The organism is Dorea sp. Marseille-P4042 (genome assembly GCF_900290215.1).
GTDB classification, from domain to species: domain Bacteria; phylum Bacillota; class Clostridia; order Lachnospirales; family Lachnospiraceae; genus Dorea; species Dorea formicigenerans.
This window is the reverse complement of record NZ_OLMI01000002.1, coordinates 561,906-584,916: the sequence shown is the minus strand read 5'-3', so window position 1 is coordinate 584,916 and position 23,011 is coordinate 561,906. Positions and strand designations below refer to the sequence as shown.

The following is a 23,011-nucleotide window of genomic DNA, read 5'->3' as shown; positions in this document are numbered from 1 at the left end:
CCTTATCTTTCCGTATCTAATTTGGCTACTTCCTGTGCAATGGTTTCATAGAATGTTCGTCTATTGGCATCCTGTTTAAGAAGTTCGCGTATAATGCTTCCGTCTTTGAAAATCAGAATACGGTTAGCAAAACTTGCAGCGTATGCATCATGTGTGACCATTAGTATAGTGGTATGCAATTCTTCATTTGCTTCTTTCAAAGTTTTTAATAACTCGGTAGCAGAGTTTGAGTCCAATGCTCCTGTCGGTTCATCAGCAAATAAAATACTTGGCTGTTTTACAATGGCTCTTGCCGCCGATGCCCGTTGCCTCTGCCCGCCAGACAGCTCGTTTGGATATTTGTCTAACTGAGATGCAATGCCAAAACGTTCTGCTAAACTCCGCACCATTTTTTCGATTTTTTTATGCGGAAGCTTTTGTAAAGTGAGTGGAACAGAGATGTTTTCTCGGATGGTAAGGCTGTCAAGTAAAAAGTATTCCTGAAAAATAAATCCAAGATTATCCCTGCGGAAATCCGCTGCACCTGTGTCGCTCAGTTGTTTTAAATTAACACCATTAATTACAATGCTGCCACTTGTAGGGATATCAATAGTGGAAAGAACATTAAGCAATGTAGTCTTTCCAGAGCCAGAAGCACCCATAATAGCGATAAATTCACTTTCTGCTACATTGAAAGATACTTTATTTAGGCTTGGACGTTGCCCTTTGACATAAATTTTTGTTACCTCATTTGCTTTTAATAATGTTGCCATATTTTAATCCCCTTTTCGTTTGATGGTTTCATTGTACTTTTTCTGGTCAAAAAGCGAATGAGTAAATCAGGCAATTTTTTTGCGTGATTTACTCATTCAAAATCAAGGGCATTGTGGTAAGGTAATAAATATTGGAACGCAATTTTTTTAATCGTATTGTCTGTTGGTGTGATAAAGGAGATAAAATCTATGATTTATGATGAACGGGTGTTTCACGATGTGGAACATATTTATTTGCAACTTATAAAAAATAAGGTGTGCGATTTATAGTGGACAACTTTCAGCAGGCGAAAAAATCCCATCTGTTCGAGAAATGGCAAAGATACTGCATATCAATCCGAATACTGTTATGAGGGCTTATAAGATTGTGAGTAATGATAAATTGATTGTGTCATACCGAAACGGTCAATATTCTGTTACCACAGATGAACAGTACATAGCAAAGAAGCGAGAGGATACTGCAAAGGTACTTTGTTGTTCTTACTTCGATAATATGTTTGCATTAGGATTTTCCAAAGATGAAGCAATAAGATTTATTCAAGACTATTCTAAGAGATTGAAACTACGGACTAATTTACAGTAGTAGAATGAAAAGGACAGAGAACACCATGAAAAAACGATTATCTAAAAAAACTTTGATTTCTGTATGCACACTAATTGCTGTTTTGCTTGTTTTGATTATTTGGACTATCTGGGGTAATACAGCTTTGATGGTGAGTACGGTGACTGTTTCAAGTAATCGCATCCCCGCTGCATTTAATGGTTTTCGAATAGCTCAAGTATCCGACTTGCACAATGCGGTATTCGGAGAAAATAATGCAGAACTGTTACAAATACTGTCAGAATGTAAGCCAAACATCATAGTAGTAACGGGTGATTTAGTTGATGCTGAACACACGGACATTGATGTTGCCCTTGATTTTGCAAAAGAAGCTGCTCAAATTGCAGGCACATATTATGTAACAGGCAATCACGAAGCCAGTTTGTCACAGTATGATGAGCTTAAAGCAGAACTTGAAAATACTGGTGTAGTTGTCCTTGAAGATAAAGCAATGCAGTTAGAATATAATGGAGATGACATTACGCTTATCGGACTTTCCGACCCAAGTTTTACGCTTAAAGGGAATATGTTTGGAGAAGTTCCTGCTATGGTTGATACGAAATTACGGGGATTAATCGGAGATAAAGACAATTACACTATTTTGCTTTCACATCGCCCAGAATTGTTTGAAGCCTATGTAATTTGTGGTGTCGATTTAGTTTTAAGCGGTCACGCACATGGTGGTCAGTTTCGTTTACCATTTATTGGTGGTTTGGTTGCTCCAAATCAAGGCTTGTTTCCCCAATATGATGCAGGCTTATATACGAAAGGTGACACAAATATGATTGTTTGCAGAGGACTTGGCAATAGTATTATCCCTATTCGATTTAATAACCGTCCAGAAATCGTGTTATTGGAGCTTATAGCAGAATGATAGTAAGTAAATGTATTTAATAGTGAAAGATTTCGTCAGCATTCAAGGCTTATCAGGGATTTGATGCTTTATTCCACTCTACAGAAGGATATATTTCCGCAAATAGAAATGAATTCAGCAAAATGGTTGCAGCAGAGGCAATTAAGAATGTAAGCCGTAATCTTGTTACATCAATCCGTGAACCTGAAAATATTGAGGCAATGAGTAATGTAGCATTTGGAAGCTATCTGTCAGGTATTCAGATGACAGTTGGAACATGTGTCAGCGCACATCCTCTTGAGCATGCGCTTTCTGCGTATCATGAGAAACTTCCGCATGGTGCCGGTCTGATTATGATCTCAAAAGCATTTTACAGCTTTTTTATCAATAAACATGTCTGCGATGATCGTTTCATTGAAATGGCAAAACTAATGGGAATGGAAGATGCAAGTAAGCCAGAAGACTTTATTACTATGCTTGTAAAATTACAGGAAGATTATAATGTGGCAGAACTGACAATGTCTGATTACAGAATCACACCGGAAGAATTTCCTAAAATGGCAGAGAATGCAAGAGTTACACTTGGTATCAATTTTGAAAACGATATGTACAAGCTTACGAATGAAGATTGCGTTACAATTTATCAGGAATCTTATAAGTAAGACATGGATTGTTTTATTCCATTAATGAACAAGTTTTATACTACATATGGCTTCTATCCGAAGTACCCAGTAGCAGATGCCGGATATGGTTCTTACAACAATTACATCTTCTGTGAGCAGCAAAGGAAGTATAATAGTGGGAAATCTTATGGATAATGCCATTCGTGGGGCAGTAGCTTCAGATGAAAGGAGATTATCGTTTCAGATGTATTATGGAAAAGGAATCATGAATATCCAGATTGAGAATAGCATAAAAGATACATCAAAAGTGCGGAATGGAATTTATCTGACAACGAAAAGCAGGAAAGAAGGACATGGAATAGGATTACAAAATGTGAAACTCGTAGTAGAAAAGTATCATGGTCAGATGGAGATCTGCCATGCGGAGAAATCCTTTCAAGTGAAAATATTATTATATATGAAACTAGATGAAAAATAGTAAGGCGATGGTGTCTTACTATTTTTTTCGACCGATTTCGTCTATTTTTGCCACCTCAAGGGGCATTTTTACCATTTATGAAAATTTTGTAATTTTTTAGATTATAGTAGTGCCAAAGTCAGAAAAAAGGAGGGTTATCTTTTAGTTGGAAATTACAATAAGGATCCAAGAGATAAAACAAAATAAGTCTTGAAAGACCGAACTTTATTGTCGGTGATGAAGTTAAATACAAGGACAAAAACCATACCATAACACGCTTTGATATGGTAAATGATAATCACAAGGACTTTGTTAAGGCGGTTATCAGCATGGAAAGACTTGTAAATCCCGGAAAGGCTCTAAATCTACCTGATAAATCTCCTTTTCCAAAACGCATTTGCGAATAAAATGGCTCATATTTCTACACTTTGAAAGTTTTCTTTTCTCTTCAAAAAGAGCCTTTTCTTCTTCAGTTAGTTTAATTTCAAGTCTTTCGTTTCGTGTTTTATTTGCCATAGGTATTTCCTCCTTTAGGTGTATTTCGGGGTCTTAGGGTTCTCCCTAACAAGCTAAAAATTGATAAAAAAAGAAGTAGATCCCAAAGGGGTGATTCATCAATTTTTCCGTAAGTGTCCGTACACTTACTGTGCTTGCTCATATACTAATCGATCATATACTAATCGTGTAAGAACAACTTTAAGCATAATATTTATATTATTATACAATAGTTTGGAAAAATAAAAAATTATATTTCATCAACGTTTCATAAAAGGTGTGTAGAATGTTATTGAAAGTAGATATAAAATGCTATTGTGTAAAAAATAAAGGAGGAATAATTTATGAAAAAAATAGTATCAAGAGGAGCATGCCTATTACTTGCATCATGTTTGAGCTTAAACGCAGTTGGGTGTCAAAAAAGTAATGAAAACAATAAAATTAAAGAAGGACAATCCATAAGTTCTGAAGAGGCAGGCATGTCAATTAATGAAAATGGCAAAAATGAAACTTTTAAGCCATCAGATTATACATTGGAGGCAAAGAAAGAATATGTTTATGAATATTTAGGACTTAAATTTAAACTCTCAGACAAATTTAGAAATTATATAGCTGATAAAAAGATAGCGATGTTAGATGATCAAAGTCCTATAGATAAAGAACTAAAGTATGCTATTTTGACATTTGACAAAATGACAGAAGAACAAAAGAATGCAGTTATAGAAAAGATGGGCGATGGATATAAAAATTGGCAAAATGAGCTTGAAAGAATTGGGACTATTGGTATATTCGAAAAAAATACATCAGAAGAAAAAATATCTAAAATTACAAAATGTGATACTCATACTAAAATAGGAGTTTCAAGTGATGGAAAATACGATTGCTATTTAAGCACAAATAGCGGAGCTGAAAGTAATCTTCTGGATGAATTGAAAAGAACTGAGATTCAAATTATAGATAAAAAAGAACGTCCTGAAAATGGTTTTGTGCTATCAGAAAAAACTGATTTAGAAAATACAGAAGCATTTAACAAAGAATCGGTTAAAGATTTACGTAAACTATCAACAAAGGACATAAATGGCAAGGATTTTACAAGTAAAGATTTTGAGAAGTATGATCTTACTATGGTAAATGTATTTGCAACTTGGTGTACAGCTTGTGTAAATGAAATTCCTGATTTGGTGGAGGTTCAGAATGAAATGAAAAGCAAGGGTGTAAATATCGTTGGAGTTGTTACAGATACTGTTGATGATACCGGTGAAAACAAGGAAGCAATTGAAAAGTCAAAGTTAATACATGAAAAGACAAAGGCTTCATATCCTTTCTTAATGCCAGATAAGACAAACTTTAATGGTAGATTGAATGGTATACAGGCTATGCCAGAGACTTTCTTTGTTGATAGTAATGGAAATATTGTAGGTGATACTTATTCTGGGGCAAAGAGTGCAAAGGAATGGAAGCAGGTAATTGAAAAAGAATTGGAAAAAATAAAAAATAAATAAAAGTAAAGCGGTGATTGGTATATGGTTAATAAGTTTTTAAAAAGCCGTGCCTTGTCTTTATTAATTATCTTTATTAGTATGGCGATGATTTACTATGGTCATAGTAATGGAGAAACTAAAGTTGTCTTGGATAAGGCGATAAGAATTTGCATGGAGTGTATTGGAATTGGATAGAATTAAAAATATTATAAATGGTAGTACAAAAAAAGATAAATATAAAATAAGAGATCGTTTTAGGCATTTATTTCAATTCGTTTGGTTTTTAATTACTAATTCTTACTTTGAAGGGTTTAAGACTGGTAAAATCTACGGTGGGAATTTAAAGAAAATTTGTGTTCCAGGTATGAATTGTTATTCATGCCCGGGAGCAAAAGGTTCTTGTCCAATAGGATCACTACAGGCAGTAATTGGAAATTCAAAATATAAGATTAGTTATTATATAGTTGGGATTTTGTTTTTTATAGGAGCATTGGTGGGAAGATTTGTTTGTGGATGGCTGTGTCCATTTGGATTGATTCAAGATTTGCTACACAAGATTCCCTTTTTTAAAAAAGTTGAAACATTTAAGTTTGATAAACATTTGAGAAAATTGAAATACATAATATTACTTGTATTTGTAATAATATTACCTTTATTTTTGGTTGATATTTTAGGTCAGGGTTCTCCGTATTTTTGTAAACTTATTTGTCCGATTGGTATGCTGGAAGGAGGATTACCACTTGTTTTATTAAATAAAAGTATGAGAAGTGCGATAGGTTTCTTGTATTATTGGAAAGGAATCATTCTAATAGTTACTTTGTTACTTTCTATAATTATATATAGACCTTTTTGTAAATATATATGTCCACTTGGAGCTATTTACTCAATTTTTAACCCTATTTCAATATTTAGATATAGATTGGATAAGGATAAGTGTATTAATTGTGGAAAATGTAAAAAAGTTTGCCAAATGAATATAGATCCAGTTGAGAATTGCAATCATCTGGAGTGTATCAGATGTGGACGATGTAAAAATGCTTGTCCAGTGGATGCAATTAGTTATGGAATAAAAAAAGAGAGAGGAGCTTATTAGAAAAGTGATAAAAAACGCAATAGCATACATTACAAGAAAAACAAATAGAACATTTATTATTTTTGTTATTTTAACAATTGTTCTTTCTTGTTTGTATTCTTGTTTAACAATAATGAAATCAAGCAATGAAATAGAAAAGGCTTTATATGAAAGTTCTAATTCTTCAATATCAATAACAAAAAAAGATGGTAAATATTTTAATGTTAATCAATTTAAAGATATTGAGAAATTAAAAGAAATTGAAGAAAAAATAATTCAATATGATGGATTAGCAAAACTAAAAGATGCTAAAGTAGTTAGCGGAGAACAAAGAATAAATAGAGAAGATTTATCTGACGAATTTAAGAATGTTGTTTCACTCGAAGCTACAAATAATACTAAAAGAAATATTTTATTTAGTAGTGGAGTATTTACAATGAAAGAAGGTAAAAATATAGGAGAAAATGATAAGAATTCAATTATTGTTCATGAAGAATTTGCTAAACAAAACAATCTAAAATTAGGTGATGAAGTCGATCTTGAATTACTAGATATTGAAAAAAGTGGAAAAATAAAAAGTCATAAATTTAAAATTATAGGGATCTTTTCTGGTAAAAAACAGGAAACATATACAGGATTATCTTCTGATTTTAGTGAAAATATGGTGTTTGTAGATTATTCAACAAGCCAAGAGATATTAAATAAATCAGAAAATAATAAAATCGCAAATAAAATTTTAATGTATTCTGGTAGTGCAGAATCTACAGACTTAGCCTTAAACAAATTGAAAGAGCTTAAAATTGATGAGTCAAAGTATTTTGTTGAAAAAGATTCGAATGCGTTTGAAGAGTCTTTAGAGTCAGTGAGTGGAATAAAACATATAATAAAAATAATGACTTATTCTATTATGTTAGGTGGGATGGTTGTTCTTTCATTAATCTTGATTCTATGGTTAAGAGAAAGAATTTATGAAATAGGTATATTTTTATCTATTGGAACATCTAAGATACAAATTATAATGCAATTTATATTCGAGTTAATATTCATATCGATACCAAGTATAATATCTTCCTTATTTTTAGGAAATGTATTACTAAAAGTAATTGTAGATGGATTCGTTAACTCAGAGGATTCAATGATTTCCGGTGGAAGTTTAATAAATAATAGTAGTTTTACGTTAAATATAACAACACTTGGACAAAGTTATTTAATATTAATAAGTATTATTGTTTTATCAGTTGTATTTGCTTCTTCATTAATATTAATCAAGAAGCCTAAAGAAATATTATCAAAAATAAGTTAGGAGAAAATAATGGATATATTAGAAATAAAGAATGTAGCATATAGTTATGCAAACTCTAAAGAAAAAGTTTTGTCAGGAGTAAATCAAAAATTTGAACTTGGGAAGTTTTATGCGATAGTAGGAAAGTCAGGAGCAGGAAAATCTACACTTCTTGCCTTACTTGCTGGACTTGATAAACCTCAAACAGGAAAAATATTGTTTAAGAATGAAGATATACAAAAGAAAGGATATAGTAATCATAGAAAAAATAATATATCTTTAGTATTTCAAAACTATAATTTAATAGATTATTTATCACCAATTGAAAATATTCGATTAGTAAATAAATCAGCAGATGAAAGTATCTTGTTTGAATTAGGTTTAGATAAAAAACAAATAAAAAGAAATGTTATGAAATTATCTGGTGGACAGCAACAAAGAGTAGCTATTGCTAGAGCATTGGTATCAGATGCTCCAATAATACTAGCTGATGAGCCTACTGGTAATCTAGACAGTGTTACTGCTGGAGAAATAATTAATATATTAAAGACATTAGCTAAAGATAGAAATAAATGTATAATAGTTGTAACACATAGTAAGGAAGTAGCAGATTCTGCGGATATCATTTTAGAACTAAGTGGTAAAAAGTTGAAAAAAGTAAATAAAATGAATTTGGAGGTTGAATAATGATAAAAAATGCATTTGCTTATGTAACTAGAAAAAGCTTAAAATCATTAATTATTATATTAGTTATTTTATCTATGTCAACTTTAAGTCTCATTAGTTTATCTATTAAAGATGCTACGGACAGAGCTTCAAAAGAAACTTTTGCTAATATAACAAATAGTTTTTCTATGGAGATAAATAGACAAGTAAATCCAGGAACACCAAGAGGTGGGGGAAATGTAAAAGGTGAAGATATTAAAAAGATATCTCAAACAGATAGTATAGACTCCTATGTAAAAAGAATAAACAGTGTTGCAGATTTAGTTGATTATGATATTATTGAAACTCAAGAGACTCTTGCGAATCAATCACCTGAAAGAGCGAAGAATTTTAAAAGAACAGTTATGTTAACTGGGGTTAACGACTCATCAAAAGAAACAAAATTTGTATCAGGAGCATATAAATTAGTAGAAGGAAAGCATTTAGAAAATGAAGATAAAAATAAAATCTTAATGCATAAAGATTTAGCTGAAAAAAATAATCTTAAAGTTGGAGATAAGATAAAAATAAAATCTAATTTATTTGATGCTGATAATGAGAAAGGTGCAGATGAAACAGTAGAAGTAGAAATTAAAGGTCTATTCGATGGGCATAATAGCGGTGGAGTAAGTGCAGCACAAGAACTATACGAAAATACATTAATCACTGATGTTCATACAGCTGCTAAAGTTTATGGTAATACAGAAGATACAGCTGTATACCAAGATGCAACATTCTTTGTAAAAGGTGATAAGAATCTTGATAGTGTAATAAAAGATCTTGGGAAATTAGATATAAATTGGAGAGAATATAATTTGATTAAAAGTTCATCAAATTACCCTGCATTACAACAATCTATATCAGGTATCTACTCAATTTCAAATAAATTATTTGTTGGCTCATTAATATTTGCAGGAGTTGTAGTTTCATTATTATTATTCTTATGGATGAATGCTAGAAAGAAAGAAATAGCAGTATTACTATCATTAGGTATATCAAAATTAGAAATTTTTGGTCAATTCCTAATTGAGATGGTATTTATATCAATCCCCGCATTCGTTGGTTCTTATTTCTTAGCCCAATATACAGCTGATAAGCTTGGAAATCATATATTGAATAAGGTTACTGGCGATATAGCTAAACAAATAGCTAGACAATCTGCATCTAGCCAATTAGGGGGTGGGGCAGAAGCTGAGGGATTTAACAAGACATTATCAAGTTTAGATATAAATGTATTGCCTAAATTCATAATTTATGTAGTTATATTTATGAGTTTAGTACTTCTTGTATCATTGATTATTTCTTCATTCAATATATTAAGAAGGAATCCAAAAGAATTATTAATTGACAATAATTAAAATTTTTGGTGCTTTTTAGCACCAAAAATTTTTTGGATTTTAAATATTAAATAATATGCTGTATAATATAAGTATATAGGCTTAAGTGGAGGATATATGAAAATATTAACTGTTGAAGATGATAATATGATAAGAGAGGGAATAAGTGAATATCTTTCAGAATTTGGATATACTGTTATTCAAGCTAAAGATGGAAGAGAAGCCTTGTCAAAATTTAATAGCGATATAAATTTGGTTATCTTAGACATTCAGATACCTTTTATAAATGGTTTAGAAGTGTTGAAAGAAATTAGAAAGAAAAGCAATTTACCAATTCTTATCTTGACTGCATTTAGTGATGAAGAATATAAAATTGATGCATTTACTAATTTGGTAGACGGATATGTAGAAAAGCCATTTTCATTGCCGGTCTTAAAGGCTAGAATAGATTCTTTAATTAAGAAGAATTATGGACATATAGAGAAGTTTGAATATAAGGATCTATCGGTTAATTTTAATAGCTATACAGCTAAAATAAATGGTGAAGAAATAGATGTAAATGCAAAAGAACTAGAAGTATTAAAATGTTTATTGGATAATAACGGACAAGTGTTAACAAGAATGCAAATTATTGATTATGTATGGAAAGATAGCGAAGAACCTCCTTATGATCGAGTAATAGATGTATATATAAAAGAACTCAGAAAAAAATTACGATTAGACTGTATAACTACTATAAGAAATGTAGGATATAAATTGGAGAGAAAATGAAAAAATTAAAGATATTTCCAAAAATGTTCATACAAATATTTTCTGTTCTTGGAATAATAATTATATTAGTTCATTCATTAGTTTTTTTTATCTTTCCTAAAACATATTTGGAGACGAGAAAAGAAAAGATTCATAATATGGCAAATGAAATTTCTAGTAATATGAATGGAAAAGAAATAAAATATATAGAACAAACTTTGGAGCTTTATTCTAAGAGTGGTGAAATAAAAGCATTTATAAAAGAAAAAAATAATAAGAATGAAATACAAATCAAAGATAATATAAATGTTAATTTAGAAAGTGATAGTAATTCTTTGATAATTGAAGAAAGAGAAATAAAGCTTAATGATGGTAAAAAAACAAATCTACAATTTGTTTCTACAGCTGATATGCAAAAAGATGCGAAAGATTTAAGCCTTAAATTTTTACCCTATTCTTTATTAATATCAATTTTATTTTCTGCTATTATTTCTTTAATTTATGCAAAATCAATAAAAAATAATATACAAGAAATAAAAATTGTTACTGATAAAATGATGAAACTTGATAAGAAAACGCGTTTAAAAGTTAGCTCTAATGATGAAGTTGGAGAATTAAAACAACAAATTAATGATTTGTATTCTACTTTATTAAGAACAATTGACGATTTGGAATTTAAAAATAAAGAAATTTTAAAATTAGAAAAGATAAAATATGACTTTTTTAAAGGTGCATCCCATGAACTTAAAACTCCTCTTGCTAGTCTTAAAATAATACTGGAAAACATGAAATACAATATTGGAAAATATAAAGAAAGAGATATTTATATTAATGAATGTATTGAACTCGTTGATAGTTTAACAAAAAATATTTCTCAAATATTATCAGTTCATTCTATAGAAAATTTGAATAATGATGAAGAATATTTGAAAATAAATGATGCATTAGAAGACATATTAAAAAGGTATGAAATATTAGCAAATCAAAAGAAAATAACTGTCAATAATTATATATTAGATGAGAATATTTATATAGGAAAAACAGCTTTAAAGATTATTCTATCTAATTTGATTAGTAACGCGGTAAAATATACTGATGTAAATGGGGTAATTAATATTGGGATAGTTAATGATTGGTTATATATAGAGAATTCATACGGTAACAATAAAATTTCGAATATGGATAAAATATTTGATGTTAAATTTGATTTAAATAAGGAAAATAGTAATGGATTAGGTTTATATATTGTAAGTAATATTCTGAATAATTACAATATAGAATATACAGCATTGCAGGATGAAGAATTTTTTATCTTTAAAATTAAAATATTTTCTTAAACAAGATATAATTTTGCAATAGTTATTGAAATATAGAGATTTATTATTAGCCATGGAAGTTGAGCTGACCCCAAAAAGTTAGACTTTCATTGCGTAACAGATTTTGTCTGTTACGCATTTTTATGCAGCCAAGAGGCTAAGCCTGTATAAGTTATAATAAATGATAATGGATGGCAGAGGTCATCCATTCATTATGAGAAAAAGAAGGGATCCCACATGAACCAACAAGAAATATTCACATACATCCAAAAGCAATACGCCAGAAGAAAAAGATTGACAATTCCAAGCACACATTCCATAATGACGATAGTGGTTCGAGAGAACTAACAGGAAAAATGGGAGAGACAACATGAAGAAAAAAACTTCATACCGATGGCTGATATGGATCATTATGGCAGTGGTTTTGATCGGGGTAGCACTTATGCATATCCTGCCCCCATACATCGACCGATGGAAATCCGCCAGAGATTATGACAAACTTGCCGAGGAGTATGTAAATGATGAGTCCGAACCAGATGATGGAAAGCAGAAGAAAAAAGACTGGTGGGCTACAGATGTAAAAGTAGAATTTGACAAGCTGAAAGCCGAGAATCCAGATGTCATCGGATGGATACGGTTTGATAATCAGGACGAACTTGGCATCAATTATCCGATTCTGTATTCAGGTGACAATCAGAAATATCTGAGAACCGACCTGCATGGCAACAGCCACATCGCAGGGTGTATCTTTTTGGAAGGTCTTAACAAATCTGATTTTTCGGATTATTACAACATTATTTACGGTCACAATATGAGAGACGGAAGTATGTTCGGAAGCCTGAAAAAATATAAGGATGACGGTTTCTGGAAAGAAAATCAATACTTCACTGTATATTCTGAGACAACCGCCTACCGTTATCGAATCTTCTCCTATGAAAATGCAGTCAATGGCGGTGATGTATACAAAGTAGGATACCAGCCGGGCGAAGAGTATCAGAAATTTATCGACCAGATGATAAAAGATTCCGATGTTGATACAGGAATAAAGCCGCAGATCAGTAACAAGATACTGACACTTTCTACCTGTACAGGGAACGGATACAGCAAGCGACTTGCCATCCATGCAGTCTGCGTTGACGCACAGACTACGGATGAATCAAAATTAAAGGAAAAAGGAAATTAACTATGAAAATATCCAAAAGTATGTGAAAAAAGAAATAAAAAGATATTTTGCGGACGATTTTTCAGATGTGGTATTCCTTTTACACCACAGAGATCGGAAAAGAGAGAAAGGCAGCTATCGAAGATATGCGGTTTGAAAGAGATGGCTGGCTGTACATAGAGCCTTGGGAGATTTGGTTGGAACTAACGGAGCATCCGGAAAATGAGGATGACAGAATAATCTGGTATCAGAACATGCGTGGAATCTGGAAGAAGGCAGAAGTAAATGATCACAGCATCAAAATTCCTGCCACAGCATTTCACATAGAGTACGAACAGCAGTGGTTGAGTGAAATACACTTCACCTGTAATCTGGGGTTTGTCGCAGAGAAAAAGAAAGGCTCTAAGAAAAAAACGATATGCTTACTGGATGGAAGGCTTTTGCAGAAAATACCGGATATCGTGTAGCGGATGAATATTAAAAAAGACAGGTAGGAAAGGTAACATGGGAAGAAAGACTGAAAACAGAAATATTGATGTGACAAAAGCCAGAGGCGAACTGGAAGAAGATCTTCTGGAATATGTCTATCGGACATGGAGGCAGGGCAGACAGATCACATCGAAAGAGTATGCCAGAGAAGTGAACATAACCGGATATGAAGCGGCAGGCCTGGTGCGGAGTCTGGTGAAAAAAGGATTTTTGTGTGAGCCGGAAAACGGACATCTGGAACTGACCGATAAGGGAAAACTGGAAGGGATGGAGTGCCTTGCACGCCATGAGAAACTGACACAGTTCTTCCAGATGGTAAGCGGAATGGATCAGCAGAGGGCGCAGGAAGATGCCTGTAGAGTGGAACATTATATCAGTCCGGAAGGATTAAAAGGAATTGAAAACTTTCTGCAGTACGGTGACGTATACGATCGAATTTATGACGATATGGACTTGTATACCTTTTATGAGGATGGCGATTTCCCGATGGCATTCGGACTGTATGAACCGGAGCGACGCAATCCGAGATTCCTTGCAACAGAGTATGAGAAACTGGAACAATCCGTCATATTGAGAGTGAAAAAGTCCCAGAACTGCTTCCGGCTCAAGACAAAAAAAGATGAATCTATCGGATGTGTATGGTACAGAAGAGACGAAGAATGGATACAGGCGAAAGAAGAAAAAGGTGTTTATCAGTTGCCGACAGACATCTTTACCTATACTGCGAATACAGGAATTCCGGTCACAGAAGCAGTGGCAATTATTGCGATTACCCGTTTTGAACAGAAGCCATTGCCAATCGATTATCGGGAATTGAATATTCATGTATGGTGACGAAGAGAGGACAAAGAAAATGGAAAAAGGTGAACATCTAAAGAGACAGAACAGACCTACAATGCTGCAACTGCAATATTTACAAGGCCTGTCAAAAGTAGAAAAGAAACGTGGAGCTCAGGGAAGTATCGCAGAATATTATGGCGTGAACCGTTCAACGGTGAACCGCTATTTTAAGAACTGCATAGAAAGAGGAATTCTGACAGAGTCACTGGAATTTACTCCTGCAGGAGAAGAATGGCTGGAACGATATTCCAACCTGTATGAGAATCTTGAAAAATATCTGGAAGAAATCGGTGCAAAACCGGAAGAAATCGAGGAATCACTGGATGTTATGGTGGAGAATATCGACATCCACATGCTGGAACTGATGATTAACGCCTATGCAGAGAAAAAATCCGTATACAAGAAAAAAGAGAATGAACTGGATCAGGAGATACAGCACAATCTGCAGAAATGTGAAAGGCATCCGGTAGTGTTCCGGCTTTACCGGATGAATAAAAAGCAGGGGCAGGGAAGAGACTCTATGGCGATGAGAGGATTTGAAGAAATAGCCGAAATTGTTCAGGAGAATGGAGAAAGCTATCTGGAATTAAAGCTGAAAGAGATGGTAGCACACTCCAGAGTGAGTGGTGAAATGATGGCTGGAAAACTGAAAACATTGAAGTATGAGCATAATGAAGTCCTTGAAGAAGCAGATATAGAAGATAACATCGTGAAAATCCCGATGGAAGCGTGCAGAATCCACCGATGGACGGGAATCGGCACAATGGGAATTGTACCAGTTACCGTAACCTGTAGTGTAGGACCGGTTCACATGCCGGAAAGCACTGCATTATTATGTTTTTGGGTATAAATGAGAAATGAGAAAAATTATCATTTACACACAACATGTAACAAAATAGTAAATAATTTCAATAAAACGCCGTTATTGATAAAACACTATCAATAACGGCGCTTTTACGTCTATTGTTGCCTGAATAACAACAAAAACGAAAAGAAAAACGGTGATTTTGTTGCAATTCAGACAACAAAAACATGAGAAAATAGCGTTGACATTGAATGGCAAATTATGGTATCTTTTGGACAAGAAGTTAGACGTGGGTAACCGGAATGATTCTCACGGAACTCTAAGTATCATAACTAAAAATTTATTAGCAAAAAAGCTAATGCCAAAAAACGAAAAGGAGGATTACAGTTATGAGAAAGATCAAGAAATTAGTTGCTGTGCTTTTAGCGGCAACAATGATGCTGGCAATGGGAGTTACAGCATTTGCGGCAGGTGGTACATCTGATACAAAAACAGTTTCGGCAAAATATGAAGCAAATGTAACTTTGTATAAAGATGCGGCGTGCTCATCTACATCTATGGGAAATAAAGGAATTGATAATCCTGCTAAAGTGGTAGTTTATACAGATGGAACTGCTGATTTGACATTATATACACATCAGTTTACCTATATTGGAATTAAAGGTGCTTTGACTGGTATGACTTTAGACGGAATTGCAGGAAAAGAAGTTAAGGAAGGCTCTTATGATTATATAGTTTCTGGATTAGATGCGTCTAAGATTTCAGTAGGAAATGCAATCGAAGGAACATTTACAGTATCTGTTCTTGGTTCACATAGTGCAAAGACAGGATATCTTAAAATCAACTCTTTAACAGCAGCAGAATAAAGTAGGAGGTAAAAGTGAGGCGAGGCATCGTGTCTCACCTCACTTTTTTGGATTTATGAAAAAGCTAAAAAAAATAATATTAAGCATGTTGACACTTCTATGTGTTGTGAGCGCAGGAGCAGGAATAGCCTATGCACAACGAAGCGAAACGTATGACATGAAAACAGGTCATAGTTATGTAGTACCTATCAAAAATTATAGTGAAGATGGTACTGAAACGAAGGCAAATTTACAGACGGCATTACATTATGGTAGTAACTGTGCGATTGTCACACCTGAAGAATCTGGAAAATATAAGGTGATGATTCAGGCAAATAATTATGATAAAATGGTTACATTTCAAATATATAAGCAAGGAACATTCAAAGATGATACAGCTCTTGCGGATATTAAATGTGCATCTTATGGATTGGATAAGTATCCTTATCGTGATAAGATGATTGAAACTGGCTGGCTGGATACAGCAAATGATGAAAAATGTTATTCGCCAGATGAAATTACTGTTAGTGGAAATGATTATTCTGATAATAAGTATCTGACGTTTGAAGTTGATAATTTGAAAGATTTTTTATATACGGCTCAAATAGAGTATACAGAAGGTTCGTTTGCAAGTGATTGGAGAACGGATCGTTCTTCATCTGATCTGATTAGCAGTAAGCTGGGTTTCGATACGTCTGATATAATTGAATTACCAGAAAGTATTGAAAACTATAAAGATGGTGGGGTGAAATTTGATTTTGTTTCGCATAGAAAATATGACAACTATAATTTTGAAGGTGATGGACAAAAATTAAGTGGTCTTTTAGATGGAGAAGTAACAGCAAGCGACGGAACAGCTACTGTTAAATTGAAAACAAATGGCGATGTTAATATTCAGAAAATCTATATTAATGGGATTTCTGAAATAAAAGGCGCTGGTGGCTTCTGCGAAAGATACCGGGGAATTTCAAAGTGGAATGAACTTGAAGTAAAAGATGGTACAGTTGAAATTCCTTATAATAGTGTAAAAGAAGCAGTATTTGGTAGAGAAATACATATAGTATTTTCTGATGACTCAGAATATTATGCTACTCTGAGATTAGATACAAATCAAAAGGAAACAGTTACCCTTTCAAGTAATGGAGTAACACTGACTTCTGATTCTTATAATTTAAAAAAAGCAACAAAGTTTGAAGCAACACCTGTTACAAAAGGAACTGATTACGATAATGCGATGTCAACAGTAGGCGGTGTAAGTTCAGCAGCAAAATTATATAGTTTATCGTTTAAAGCAAATGATACAGCGTATACACCAAATAACAGAGTGACACTTTCTTTTGATATTCCGGATGAATGGGATGCGGACAAAACTCAACTATATGTATTTTTTGCTGACGAAAAATCATCAATGAATATTAATTCGGAATATGGTGAAGTTGATGTTGAAAATGGAAAACTAAATTATACAACGACAAAACTGGATGGATATCAGTATATTTTATTCCAGAAAAGTGATGTGACAGATGTAAGCACATTATCGGATGGTGTGTATTCTGTAGGAGTTAATATCTGGAACTATGAACAGCCAGAATCCCCTTCGATGGCTAATAATGCTGTAAAGGGTGGAAAAGCAACTCTCCATGTTTACAATAATGGAGCTAATAAGGATCTCTATTTTGACATGCAGGGAATCACAATTCCGCTTGGTGGAGAAGATTATTTTGGATATATGTATCGTATGTTCTATTATCCGACTAAGGATAGTGCTGAAACGGATAAGCAAGAAGTAAATATTACTAAATATATGGTTGACGAAAATAACAGCCCTGATATTGACGATTATCATCTTAATTATCCAGAGAGCGTTGCAATACCGGTTCCGGAAACTTATGATTTTACTAGAAATAATATTACTTTAAAAAATGTATTCAAAATCAATGTAATTGTTCCGATTATGGATGGGTTGGCAGGTGGAGAACCAGGAGAAGGAGCTTCAGCCAGAGATGCACTTGTTCAGCTTTTTGATGCAAAAAAAATTGATGGTGAAGAACCGCACACATTGACACCAAGCCTGAAAAATGTCAATAAAGATGAATTGAAAAAATATATTGATCAGGCTGAAAAATATGATAGTAGTGATTATAATCAAGATGCTTTTTCGGAATTCACAAAAACTCTGAAAAAGTCGAAAGAAGTTTATAATGACATTAATTCAACACAGTCAACAGTGGATACGCAAACTGATAAGTTAATTAATGCGATTGAAGAATTGACAGGCGAAGCAATTAAGACTTATGGCGAGGGCGTATATACTGCTGATAGTCGTATTTTAGAGACGGATGGAACCCTTGGATATCATCGGGGAATTGCAGGAGAGACACGAATTGCGGTAGACGAAAAAGGAAATGCAACAGTCTACATGAATCTGGAAAAGGCAAAAACAGTGATGGATGGACAAGAACTGGCTTCTTATTACATTGACGGTTTCCTTTATAAAGACGGTGACAAATATAAAGAAGCTACCGTTTTAGAAACTAAAGAAGAAGATGGAACAACATATCCGACCAAAATTAGTTTCCCAGTATCCAGACTGAAAAAGAACATTGCTGTAGGATTTTATTCAGACGGAGATACAGATTGGGTAAATGAAATTTCTCTTGAGTTGACAAATATTACTGCACAGAAGGCTGATAAGAAGGAATTAAATTCTTTGGTAAAAGAGTTAAGTGAACTGAAGAATAATGATGGAGCTTATACAGCAGATAGTTTTGCGGCAGTAACAGAAGCACTGAAAAATGCTAAAGCAGTAACAGAAAATCCAGTTGCAATCCAGAGCGAGATTGATGAGAAGGTAACAGCTTTGAAAGCAGCGAAAGAAGGATTAAAAGAAACAAATCCATCACTGAATCTGGAAGAAGGCGTTTATACAGTAGACAGCCGGATTGTAGAGACAGACGGAACCCTTGGATATCATCAGGGACTTGCAGGAGAAACACGAATTGCAGTAGACGAAAAAGGAAATGCAACAGTCTACATGAATCTTGAGAAAGCAAAAACGGTTTTTGATGGACAGGAAGTAGGTTCATATTATATTGACGGATTCCTCTACAAAGATGGAAAAGAGTTCAAAGCCGCAACAGTTCTTGAAACAATTGAAGAGGATGGAACTACATATCCAACAAAAGTATCCTTCCCGATTGGAGATGCGAAACAGCTGACACAGGTGGGTTATTATTCAGATGGAGATACAAGCTGGGTAAATGAAGTCGGCTTAGAATTGACAAATGCTCAGAAACAAAATGCTGATAAAAAAGAATTGAATTCTTTGGTAAAAGAATTAAGTGAACTGAAGAATGATGATGGAGCTTACACATCAGATAGTTTTGCAGCAGTAACAGAAGCACTGAAAAATGCTAAAGTAGTAAAAGAAAATCCAGTTGCAATCCAGAGCGAGATTGATGAGCAGGTAACAGCTTTGAAAGCAGCGAAAGAAGGATTAAAAGAAACAAATCCATCACTGAATCTGGAAGAAGGTATTTATACAGTAGACAGCCGGATTGTGGAGACAGATGGAACACTTGGATATCATCAAGGACTTGCAGGAGAGACCAGACTTGTAGTGGATATGAATGGAAATGCAACAGCCTACATGAATCTGGAAAAGGCAAAAACAGTGATGGATGGACAAGAACTGGCTTCTTATTATATTGATGGATTCCTCTATAAAGATGGAAAAGAATTTAAAGATGCAACAGTTCTTGAAACAATCGAAGAGGATGGAACTACATATCCAACAAAAGTATCCTTCCCGATTGGAGATGCGAAACAGCTGACACAGGTGGGTTATTATTCAGATGGAGATACAAGCTGGGTAAATGAAGTTGGTCTTGAATTGTCAAATGCACAAAAAGTTGAAGTGACCAAAGATACATTAAAAGAGACTTTAAAGAAAGCCGAAAGTGAATTATCAGGAAGTTATACAACGGAATCACTTGCAAATTTACATAAAGCAATTGCAAAAGCTAGTGAAGTGTTGAATAATCCGGTCGCAATTCAAAGTGAAGTAGATGAGCAGGTTACAGCTCTTAAAAATGCAATTAATGGATTAGAGGGAAAAATTGATTATGAAGAATTAAATAAAGCGATCCAGAATGCAGAGACAAAGAAAGAAGATGACTATACACCAAATTCTTATAAAGAATTTAAGACAGCACTTGAGGCAGCAAAGAAATTAGTTGCAGATGAAACGGCAACTCAGGAACAGGTTGATCAAGCAGTTCTGGAACTTAATTCCAAGATGGAGGGATTGATTGAAAGAGCTGACAAAACAAAGTTACAGGCTCTTTATGAAGAAGCTTGCAAGATAGAAAATCTAAATTATCCAAATTGGGAAGCGTTTGTAACTGTAAGAGATAAGGCAAAAGAAGCTATTGAGGACGCTAACATTTCACAAGCAGAAGTAGATGCAAGAACATCTGCACTTCAGTTAGCAATGGAGGCCCTTAATGCGAATGCAGACAAGAGTGCTTTGCAGAATCTTGTTAATAGAGCCGAGAAAATCGATACAACAAATTGCCTGCCAAAAGGAGCAGAAGCGTTTGGAAAAGCAATTGAATCAGCTAAAGCGGTATTAGCAAATGCAAATGCAACACAGCAGGAAGTTGATAAACAAATTCAACTTTTGGAGAAAACTTCAGCTATGCTGATACAGAAGCCGGATGATAATGTTGTATTTAATGGAACATATACAATGAATGGAATCATGAAAATGGCATCTTCTGACAGAGATTCTATGGGAAATCCAGCAGTTGTAAAACCAATGACATTAATTGTTGATGGTGATAATGTTACATTAAAAATGGAATTTGTTCCTTTAACAACCAAATTAGGAAGTAAAGATTTAACAGGATATTTGGCAAAATTAAATTATTTCCCAGAGTGGACTGGTGGAGAATCAGGTGTAGATGCACCAACAGGAATCGAGCCAGTACCGGCCAATGTTGATTCTTATTATGAGGATGTGTATGATGCTTATAATAATCCAGACAGCGGATTGGATGCAAATGTAAAAGGAAAATTATATCCTCATTATATGAGTATGCCGATTAGTTTAGGAGAAGAGACGGTTTGGATTCAGGTATATGTACCGGTTATGGAATCTATTCAGAGCGGAAATGGATTACAGTATGCAAGATTGAATCTTGATTGGTCTACGCTTAAACAGGTAACTGGAACAGACTCAGATAAAACAAAACTGAATGCAGCGATTAAGAAAGCAAATAGTTTATTGGAAACATTGCAAGAAGAGGATTACGGATATAGTTCTGAAAATATCGAAATGTTGAAAGCTGTAATTGCGGCGGGAGAAGAGATATCCGATAATCTGAATGTGGATCAGACAGCAGTTGATTCAGCTACAGATTCACTGAATGCTGCAATGAGTGTATTTAATAAAGAAGCAGTCAAAGTTGATAAGAGCGAATTGAAAAAGGCAATCGAAGCAGCAGATAGCTATTTGAACAATGGGGATGTAACATATACACAGACAACGAAAGAATCTTTGAAAAAAGCAAGAGATAATGCTAAGAAAGTGTATGAATCAGATGATGTTACACAGACTCAAGTAAATAGTGCGGTAGATGCAATCAATAAAGCGATTGATGCACTTCAGATAGAAGGTGCAGATAAATCAGAATTGAAGAAAGCACTGTCTACTACAAAAGAATATCTGTCAGATACGGAAAATTATACAGCCGCTTCACTGGAAGCATTAAAATCTCTTTATGACACAGCAAAAGAAGTGTATGCAGATAAAAACGCAACACAGGAAGAGGTCGATGCACAGGTAAGAATTCTGAATTATGCAGTGAAAAATCTTAAAAAAGTAGAAGAAGTAACTGTTGATAAGAGTGGATTACATACAATGCTTCTGACAGCTTCTAACATGGCTGGAAGAGGGAACTTATATACTGTAGAATCAATCAAGAACCTGAAAGCGGCAATCAAAACAGCCGAAGCGGTATATGAGGATAAGAACGCAACACAGGATGAAGTGAATGAACAGGCATCGAAACTTGCACTTGCTATGGTGAATTTGGAAGAAAAATCTTCTTCTGACAAGGGCAACAACAATAATAATGGCAACAACAATAACGGAAACAATAATAACAATGGTAACAATAGCGGATTGAATATCAACAATCTCGCAGATGGAGTTTACTCTATCACAGGCAACATGGTAAAGGTTGACAAGACAACTGCATCCATGTCTGATGGAGCAATCGGTCATACAGTAAAACTGACTGTTAAGAATGGCAAGTATTACATCACGCTTGACTTTAATGGTCTGACTGTAGGACAGAAGCTTGGATATTTAAGCCAGTTGAAATACTTCACAACAGGTTATACGCTTGATAAGTATGGCAATCCGCAGGGAACACTTGCAGATGTAACAGTAGACAGCTACCAGAAAAATGCAGATGGATCTTTGGTATCTGATACATACGGAACAAACTATCCGGATCAGGTAACATTCGAACTGATTCCAGAAGCATTAAAAGATGGTTATGTACCGCTTCAGGTATTCGTACCGATTATGGACGCTATTTCTACAGGAACAGGCACACAGCCAGTATTCTTAAAACTTGACTGGAGTACGATCAAAGCTACCACAGCTGATGATCCGTCATTTGATAACAACAATAATAATAACAATGGCAACAACGGAAACAATGGCAACGGTGGAAATAGTAGCACTAACGGAAACGGACTGATCGGTAATGGTGGTCTTGGGAACAATAAACTTGGAACAAATTCCCTTACAGGTGGTTCTTCACTGAAAAGTGGATCTTCTCTTTCAAGTGGAAACAGCTTAAAGAGTGGAACATCAGGACTTAGCAGTTCAGGTTCTAGCCTCAAGGGTGGTTCCAGCCTTAAGGGCGCATCCAGCGTTAAGACAGATGATGTCGTAGCAAACAATACTCTTTGGGCAACACTCCTTCTGCTCGGTGGAGTAGCACTTCTTGCCGGACTGATGGAGTACAAGAGAAGAAAAGTTACAAAGTAAGCGTTATTATAAAGAAAAAGCTTAAGAATGGCTTCCTGATCTGACAGGCAGTTCGTAAGCAGACAGGTAACTGTTCAGAG

19 protein-coding genes and 2 pseudogenes are annotated in these 23,011 nt (G+C 34.1%); 19 read left to right on the top strand and 2 right to left on the bottom strand.

What is annotated here, in order from left to right:
- Positions 1 to 2: 2 nt before the first annotated feature.
- The gene (locus C7E02_RS08225; protein WP_105309300.1) at positions 3 to 752 is read right to left on the bottom strand and encodes an ABC transporter ATP-binding protein; all 750 of its coding nucleotides are present in this window, start codon (positions 750 to 752) and stop codon (positions 3 to 5) included.
- A gap of 250 nt (positions 753 to 1,002) precedes the next feature.
- Between C7E02_RS08225 and C7E02_RS08220 the strand changes: the two genes are divergently transcribed.
- The 5 genes and pseudogenes from C7E02_RS08220 to C7E02_RS19715 all read left to right on the top strand — a co-directional run.
- The gene (locus C7E02_RS08220) at positions 1,003 to 1,335 is read left to right on the top strand and encodes a GntR family transcriptional regulator (RefSeq protein ID WP_081472156.1); all 333 of its coding nucleotides are present in this window, start codon (positions 1,003 to 1,005) and stop codon (positions 1,333 to 1,335) included.
- Positions 1,336 to 1,360: 25 nt separating this feature from the next.
- Entirely contained in the window at positions 1,361 to 2,227 is an 867-nt protein-coding gene (locus C7E02_RS08215; protein ID WP_105309821.1) for a metallophosphoesterase, read from the top strand.
- Positions 2,228 to 2,256: 29 nt separating this feature from the next.
- Positions 2,257 to 2,868 (top strand): iron-containing alcohol dehydrogenase, encoded by a 612-nt coding sequence (locus C7E02_RS08210; RefSeq protein ID WP_105309299.1) that lies wholly within the window; start codon positions 2,257 to 2,259, stop codon positions 2,866 to 2,868.
- A 76-nt stretch (positions 2,869 to 2,944) separates the two neighbouring features.
- On the top strand, positions 2,945 to 3,307 hold the full coding sequence (locus C7E02_RS08205; RefSeq protein WP_438368200.1) for a GHKL domain-containing protein: 363 nt from the start codon (positions 2,945 to 2,947) through the stop codon (positions 3,305 to 3,307).
- 263 nt (positions 3,308 to 3,570) lie between these two features.
- A pseudogene (locus tag C7E02_RS19715) lies at positions 3,571 to 3,651 on the top strand (DNA-binding protein); the annotation flags it as partial.
- Here the strand turns inward: C7E02_RS19715 and C7E02_RS08200 are convergent.
- Positions 3,626 to 3,802: pseudogene (locus C7E02_RS08200) on the bottom strand (plasmid mobilization protein); the annotation flags it as partial. The pseudogenes C7E02_RS19715 and C7E02_RS08200 overlap by 26 nt on opposite strands.
- Positions 3,803 to 4,125: 323 nt before the next feature.
- Here C7E02_RS08200 and C7E02_RS08195 point away from each other — a divergent pair.
- From C7E02_RS08195 to C7E02_RS08130, 14 genes are all read left to right on the top strand, one after another.
- Positions 4,126 to 5,283, top strand: coding sequence for a TlpA family protein disulfide reductase (locus C7E02_RS08195; protein WP_105309297.1), 1,158 nt, complete (start codon positions 4,126 to 4,128; stop codon positions 5,281 to 5,283).
- A gap of 21 nt (positions 5,284 to 5,304) precedes the next feature.
- Positions 5,305 to 5,457, top strand: a complete 153-nt coding sequence (locus tag C7E02_RS20075) for a CD1871A family CXXC motif-containing protein (protein ID WP_003426158.1) — start codon at positions 5,305 to 5,307, stop codon at positions 5,455 to 5,457.
- A complete protein-coding gene (locus C7E02_RS08185) occupies positions 5,450 to 6,355 on the top strand; it encodes a 4Fe-4S binding protein (protein WP_105309296.1) in 906 nt (301 codons plus the stop codon). Before C7E02_RS20075 ends, C7E02_RS08185 begins: the two co-directional genes overlap by 8 nt.
- A gap of 4 nt (positions 6,356 to 6,359) precedes the next feature.
- Entirely contained in the window at positions 6,360 to 7,637 is a 1,278-nt protein-coding gene (locus C7E02_RS08180; protein WP_105309295.1) for an ABC transporter permease, read from the top strand.
- Between the two features lie 9 nt (positions 7,638 to 7,646).
- Positions 7,647 to 8,303 carry an ABC transporter ATP-binding protein gene (locus C7E02_RS08175; protein ID WP_105309294.1) on the top strand — a complete coding sequence of 219 codons (657 nt, stop codon included), beginning with the start codon at positions 7,647 to 7,649 and terminating at the stop codon, positions 8,301 to 8,303.
- Entirely contained in the window at positions 8,303 to 9,679 is a 1,377-nt protein-coding gene (locus C7E02_RS08170; protein ID WP_005340229.1) for an ABC transporter permease, read from the top strand. Before C7E02_RS08175 ends, C7E02_RS08170 begins: the two co-directional genes overlap by 1 nt.
- A gap of 96 nt (positions 9,680 to 9,775) precedes the next feature.
- Complete coding sequence (locus tag C7E02_RS08165) at positions 9,776 to 10,429, top strand: response regulator transcription factor (RefSeq protein WP_005340226.1); 654 nt, start codon at positions 9,776 to 9,778, stop codon at positions 10,427 to 10,429.
- Positions 10,426 to 11,745 carry a sensor histidine kinase gene (locus C7E02_RS08160; RefSeq protein WP_105309293.1) on the top strand — a complete coding sequence of 440 codons (1,320 nt, stop codon included), beginning with the start codon at positions 10,426 to 10,428 and terminating at the stop codon, positions 11,743 to 11,745. Before C7E02_RS08165 ends, C7E02_RS08160 begins: the two co-directional genes overlap by 4 nt.
- Positions 11,746 to 12,094: 349 nt before the next feature.
- Positions 12,095 to 12,907, top strand: a complete 813-nt coding sequence (srtB, locus tag C7E02_RS08155) for a class B sortase (RefSeq protein ID WP_105309292.1) — start codon at positions 12,095 to 12,097, stop codon at positions 12,905 to 12,907.
- A gap of 65 nt (positions 12,908 to 12,972) precedes the next feature.
- On the top strand, positions 12,973 to 13,353 hold the full coding sequence (locus C7E02_RS08150) for a hypothetical protein (RefSeq protein WP_105309291.1): 381 nt from the start codon (positions 12,973 to 12,975) through the stop codon (positions 13,351 to 13,353).
- Between the two features lie 37 nt (positions 13,354 to 13,390).
- Entirely contained in the window at positions 13,391 to 14,209 is an 819-nt protein-coding gene (locus C7E02_RS08145; RefSeq protein ID WP_105309290.1) for a metal-dependent transcriptional regulator, read from the top strand.
- A 19-nt stretch (positions 14,210 to 14,228) separates the two neighbouring features.
- Positions 14,229 to 15,065, top strand: a complete 837-nt coding sequence (locus C7E02_RS08140; protein WP_105309820.1) for a hypothetical protein — start codon at positions 14,229 to 14,231, stop codon at positions 15,063 to 15,065.
- Positions 15,066 to 15,409: 344 nt separating this feature from the next.
- A complete protein-coding gene (locus tag C7E02_RS08135; protein ID WP_105309289.1) occupies positions 15,410 to 15,886 on the top strand; it encodes a hypothetical protein in 477 nt (158 codons plus the stop codon).
- A 157-nt stretch (positions 15,887 to 16,043) separates the two neighbouring features.
- Entirely contained in the window at positions 16,044 to 22,931 is a 6,888-nt protein-coding gene (locus C7E02_RS08130; RefSeq protein WP_158683001.1) for an NEAT domain-containing protein, read from the top strand.
- Positions 22,932 to 23,011 lie beyond the last annotated feature (80 nt).

Coding starts and splice junctions, on each gene's coding strand:
- C7E02_RS08225 (WP_105309300.1), bottom strand. CDS start 752: ATGGCAACATTATTAAAAGCAAATGAGGTAACAAAAATTTATGTCAAA.
- C7E02_RS08135 (WP_105309289.1), top strand. CDS start 15,410: ATGAGAAAGATCAAGAAATTAGTTGCTGTGCTTTTAGCGGCAACAATG.
- C7E02_RS08165 (WP_005340226.1), top strand. CDS start 9,776: ATGAAAATATTAACTGTTGAAGATGATAATATGATAAGAGAGGGAATA.
- C7E02_RS08175 (WP_105309294.1), top strand. CDS start 7,647: ATGGATATATTAGAAATAAAGAATGTAGCATATAGTTATGCAAACTCT.
- C7E02_RS08130 (WP_158683001.1), top strand. CDS start 16,044: ATGAAAACAGGTCATAGTTATGTAGTACCTATCAAAAATTATAGTGAA.
- C7E02_RS20075 (WP_003426158.1), top strand. CDS start 5,305: ATGGTTAATAAGTTTTTAAAAAGCCGTGCCTTGTCTTTATTAATTATC.
- C7E02_RS08145 (WP_105309290.1), top strand. CDS start 13,391: ATGGGAAGAAAGACTGAAAACAGAAATATTGATGTGACAAAAGCCAGA.
- C7E02_RS08215 (WP_105309821.1), top strand. CDS start 1,361: ATGAAAAAACGATTATCTAAAAAAACTTTGATTTCTGTATGCACACTA.
- srtB (WP_105309292.1), top strand. CDS start 12,095: ATGAAGAAAAAAACTTCATACCGATGGCTGATATGGATCATTATGGCA.
- C7E02_RS08150 (WP_105309291.1), top strand. CDS start 12,973: ATGTGGTATTCCTTTTACACCACAGAGATCGGAAAAGAGAGAAAGGCA.
- C7E02_RS08140 (WP_105309820.1), top strand. CDS start 14,229: ATGGAAAAAGGTGAACATCTAAAGAGACAGAACAGACCTACAATGCTG.
- C7E02_RS08160 (WP_105309293.1), top strand. CDS start 10,426: ATGAAAAAATTAAAGATATTTCCAAAAATGTTCATACAAATATTTTCT.
- C7E02_RS08170 (WP_005340229.1), top strand. CDS start 8,303: ATGATAAAAAATGCATTTGCTTATGTAACTAGAAAAAGCTTAAAATCA.
- C7E02_RS08205 (WP_438368200.1), top strand. CDS start 2,945: ATGCCGGATATGGTTCTTACAACAATTACATCTTCTGTGAGCAGCAAA.
- C7E02_RS08195 (WP_105309297.1), top strand. CDS start 4,126: ATGAAAAAAATAGTATCAAGAGGAGCATGCCTATTACTTGCATCATGT.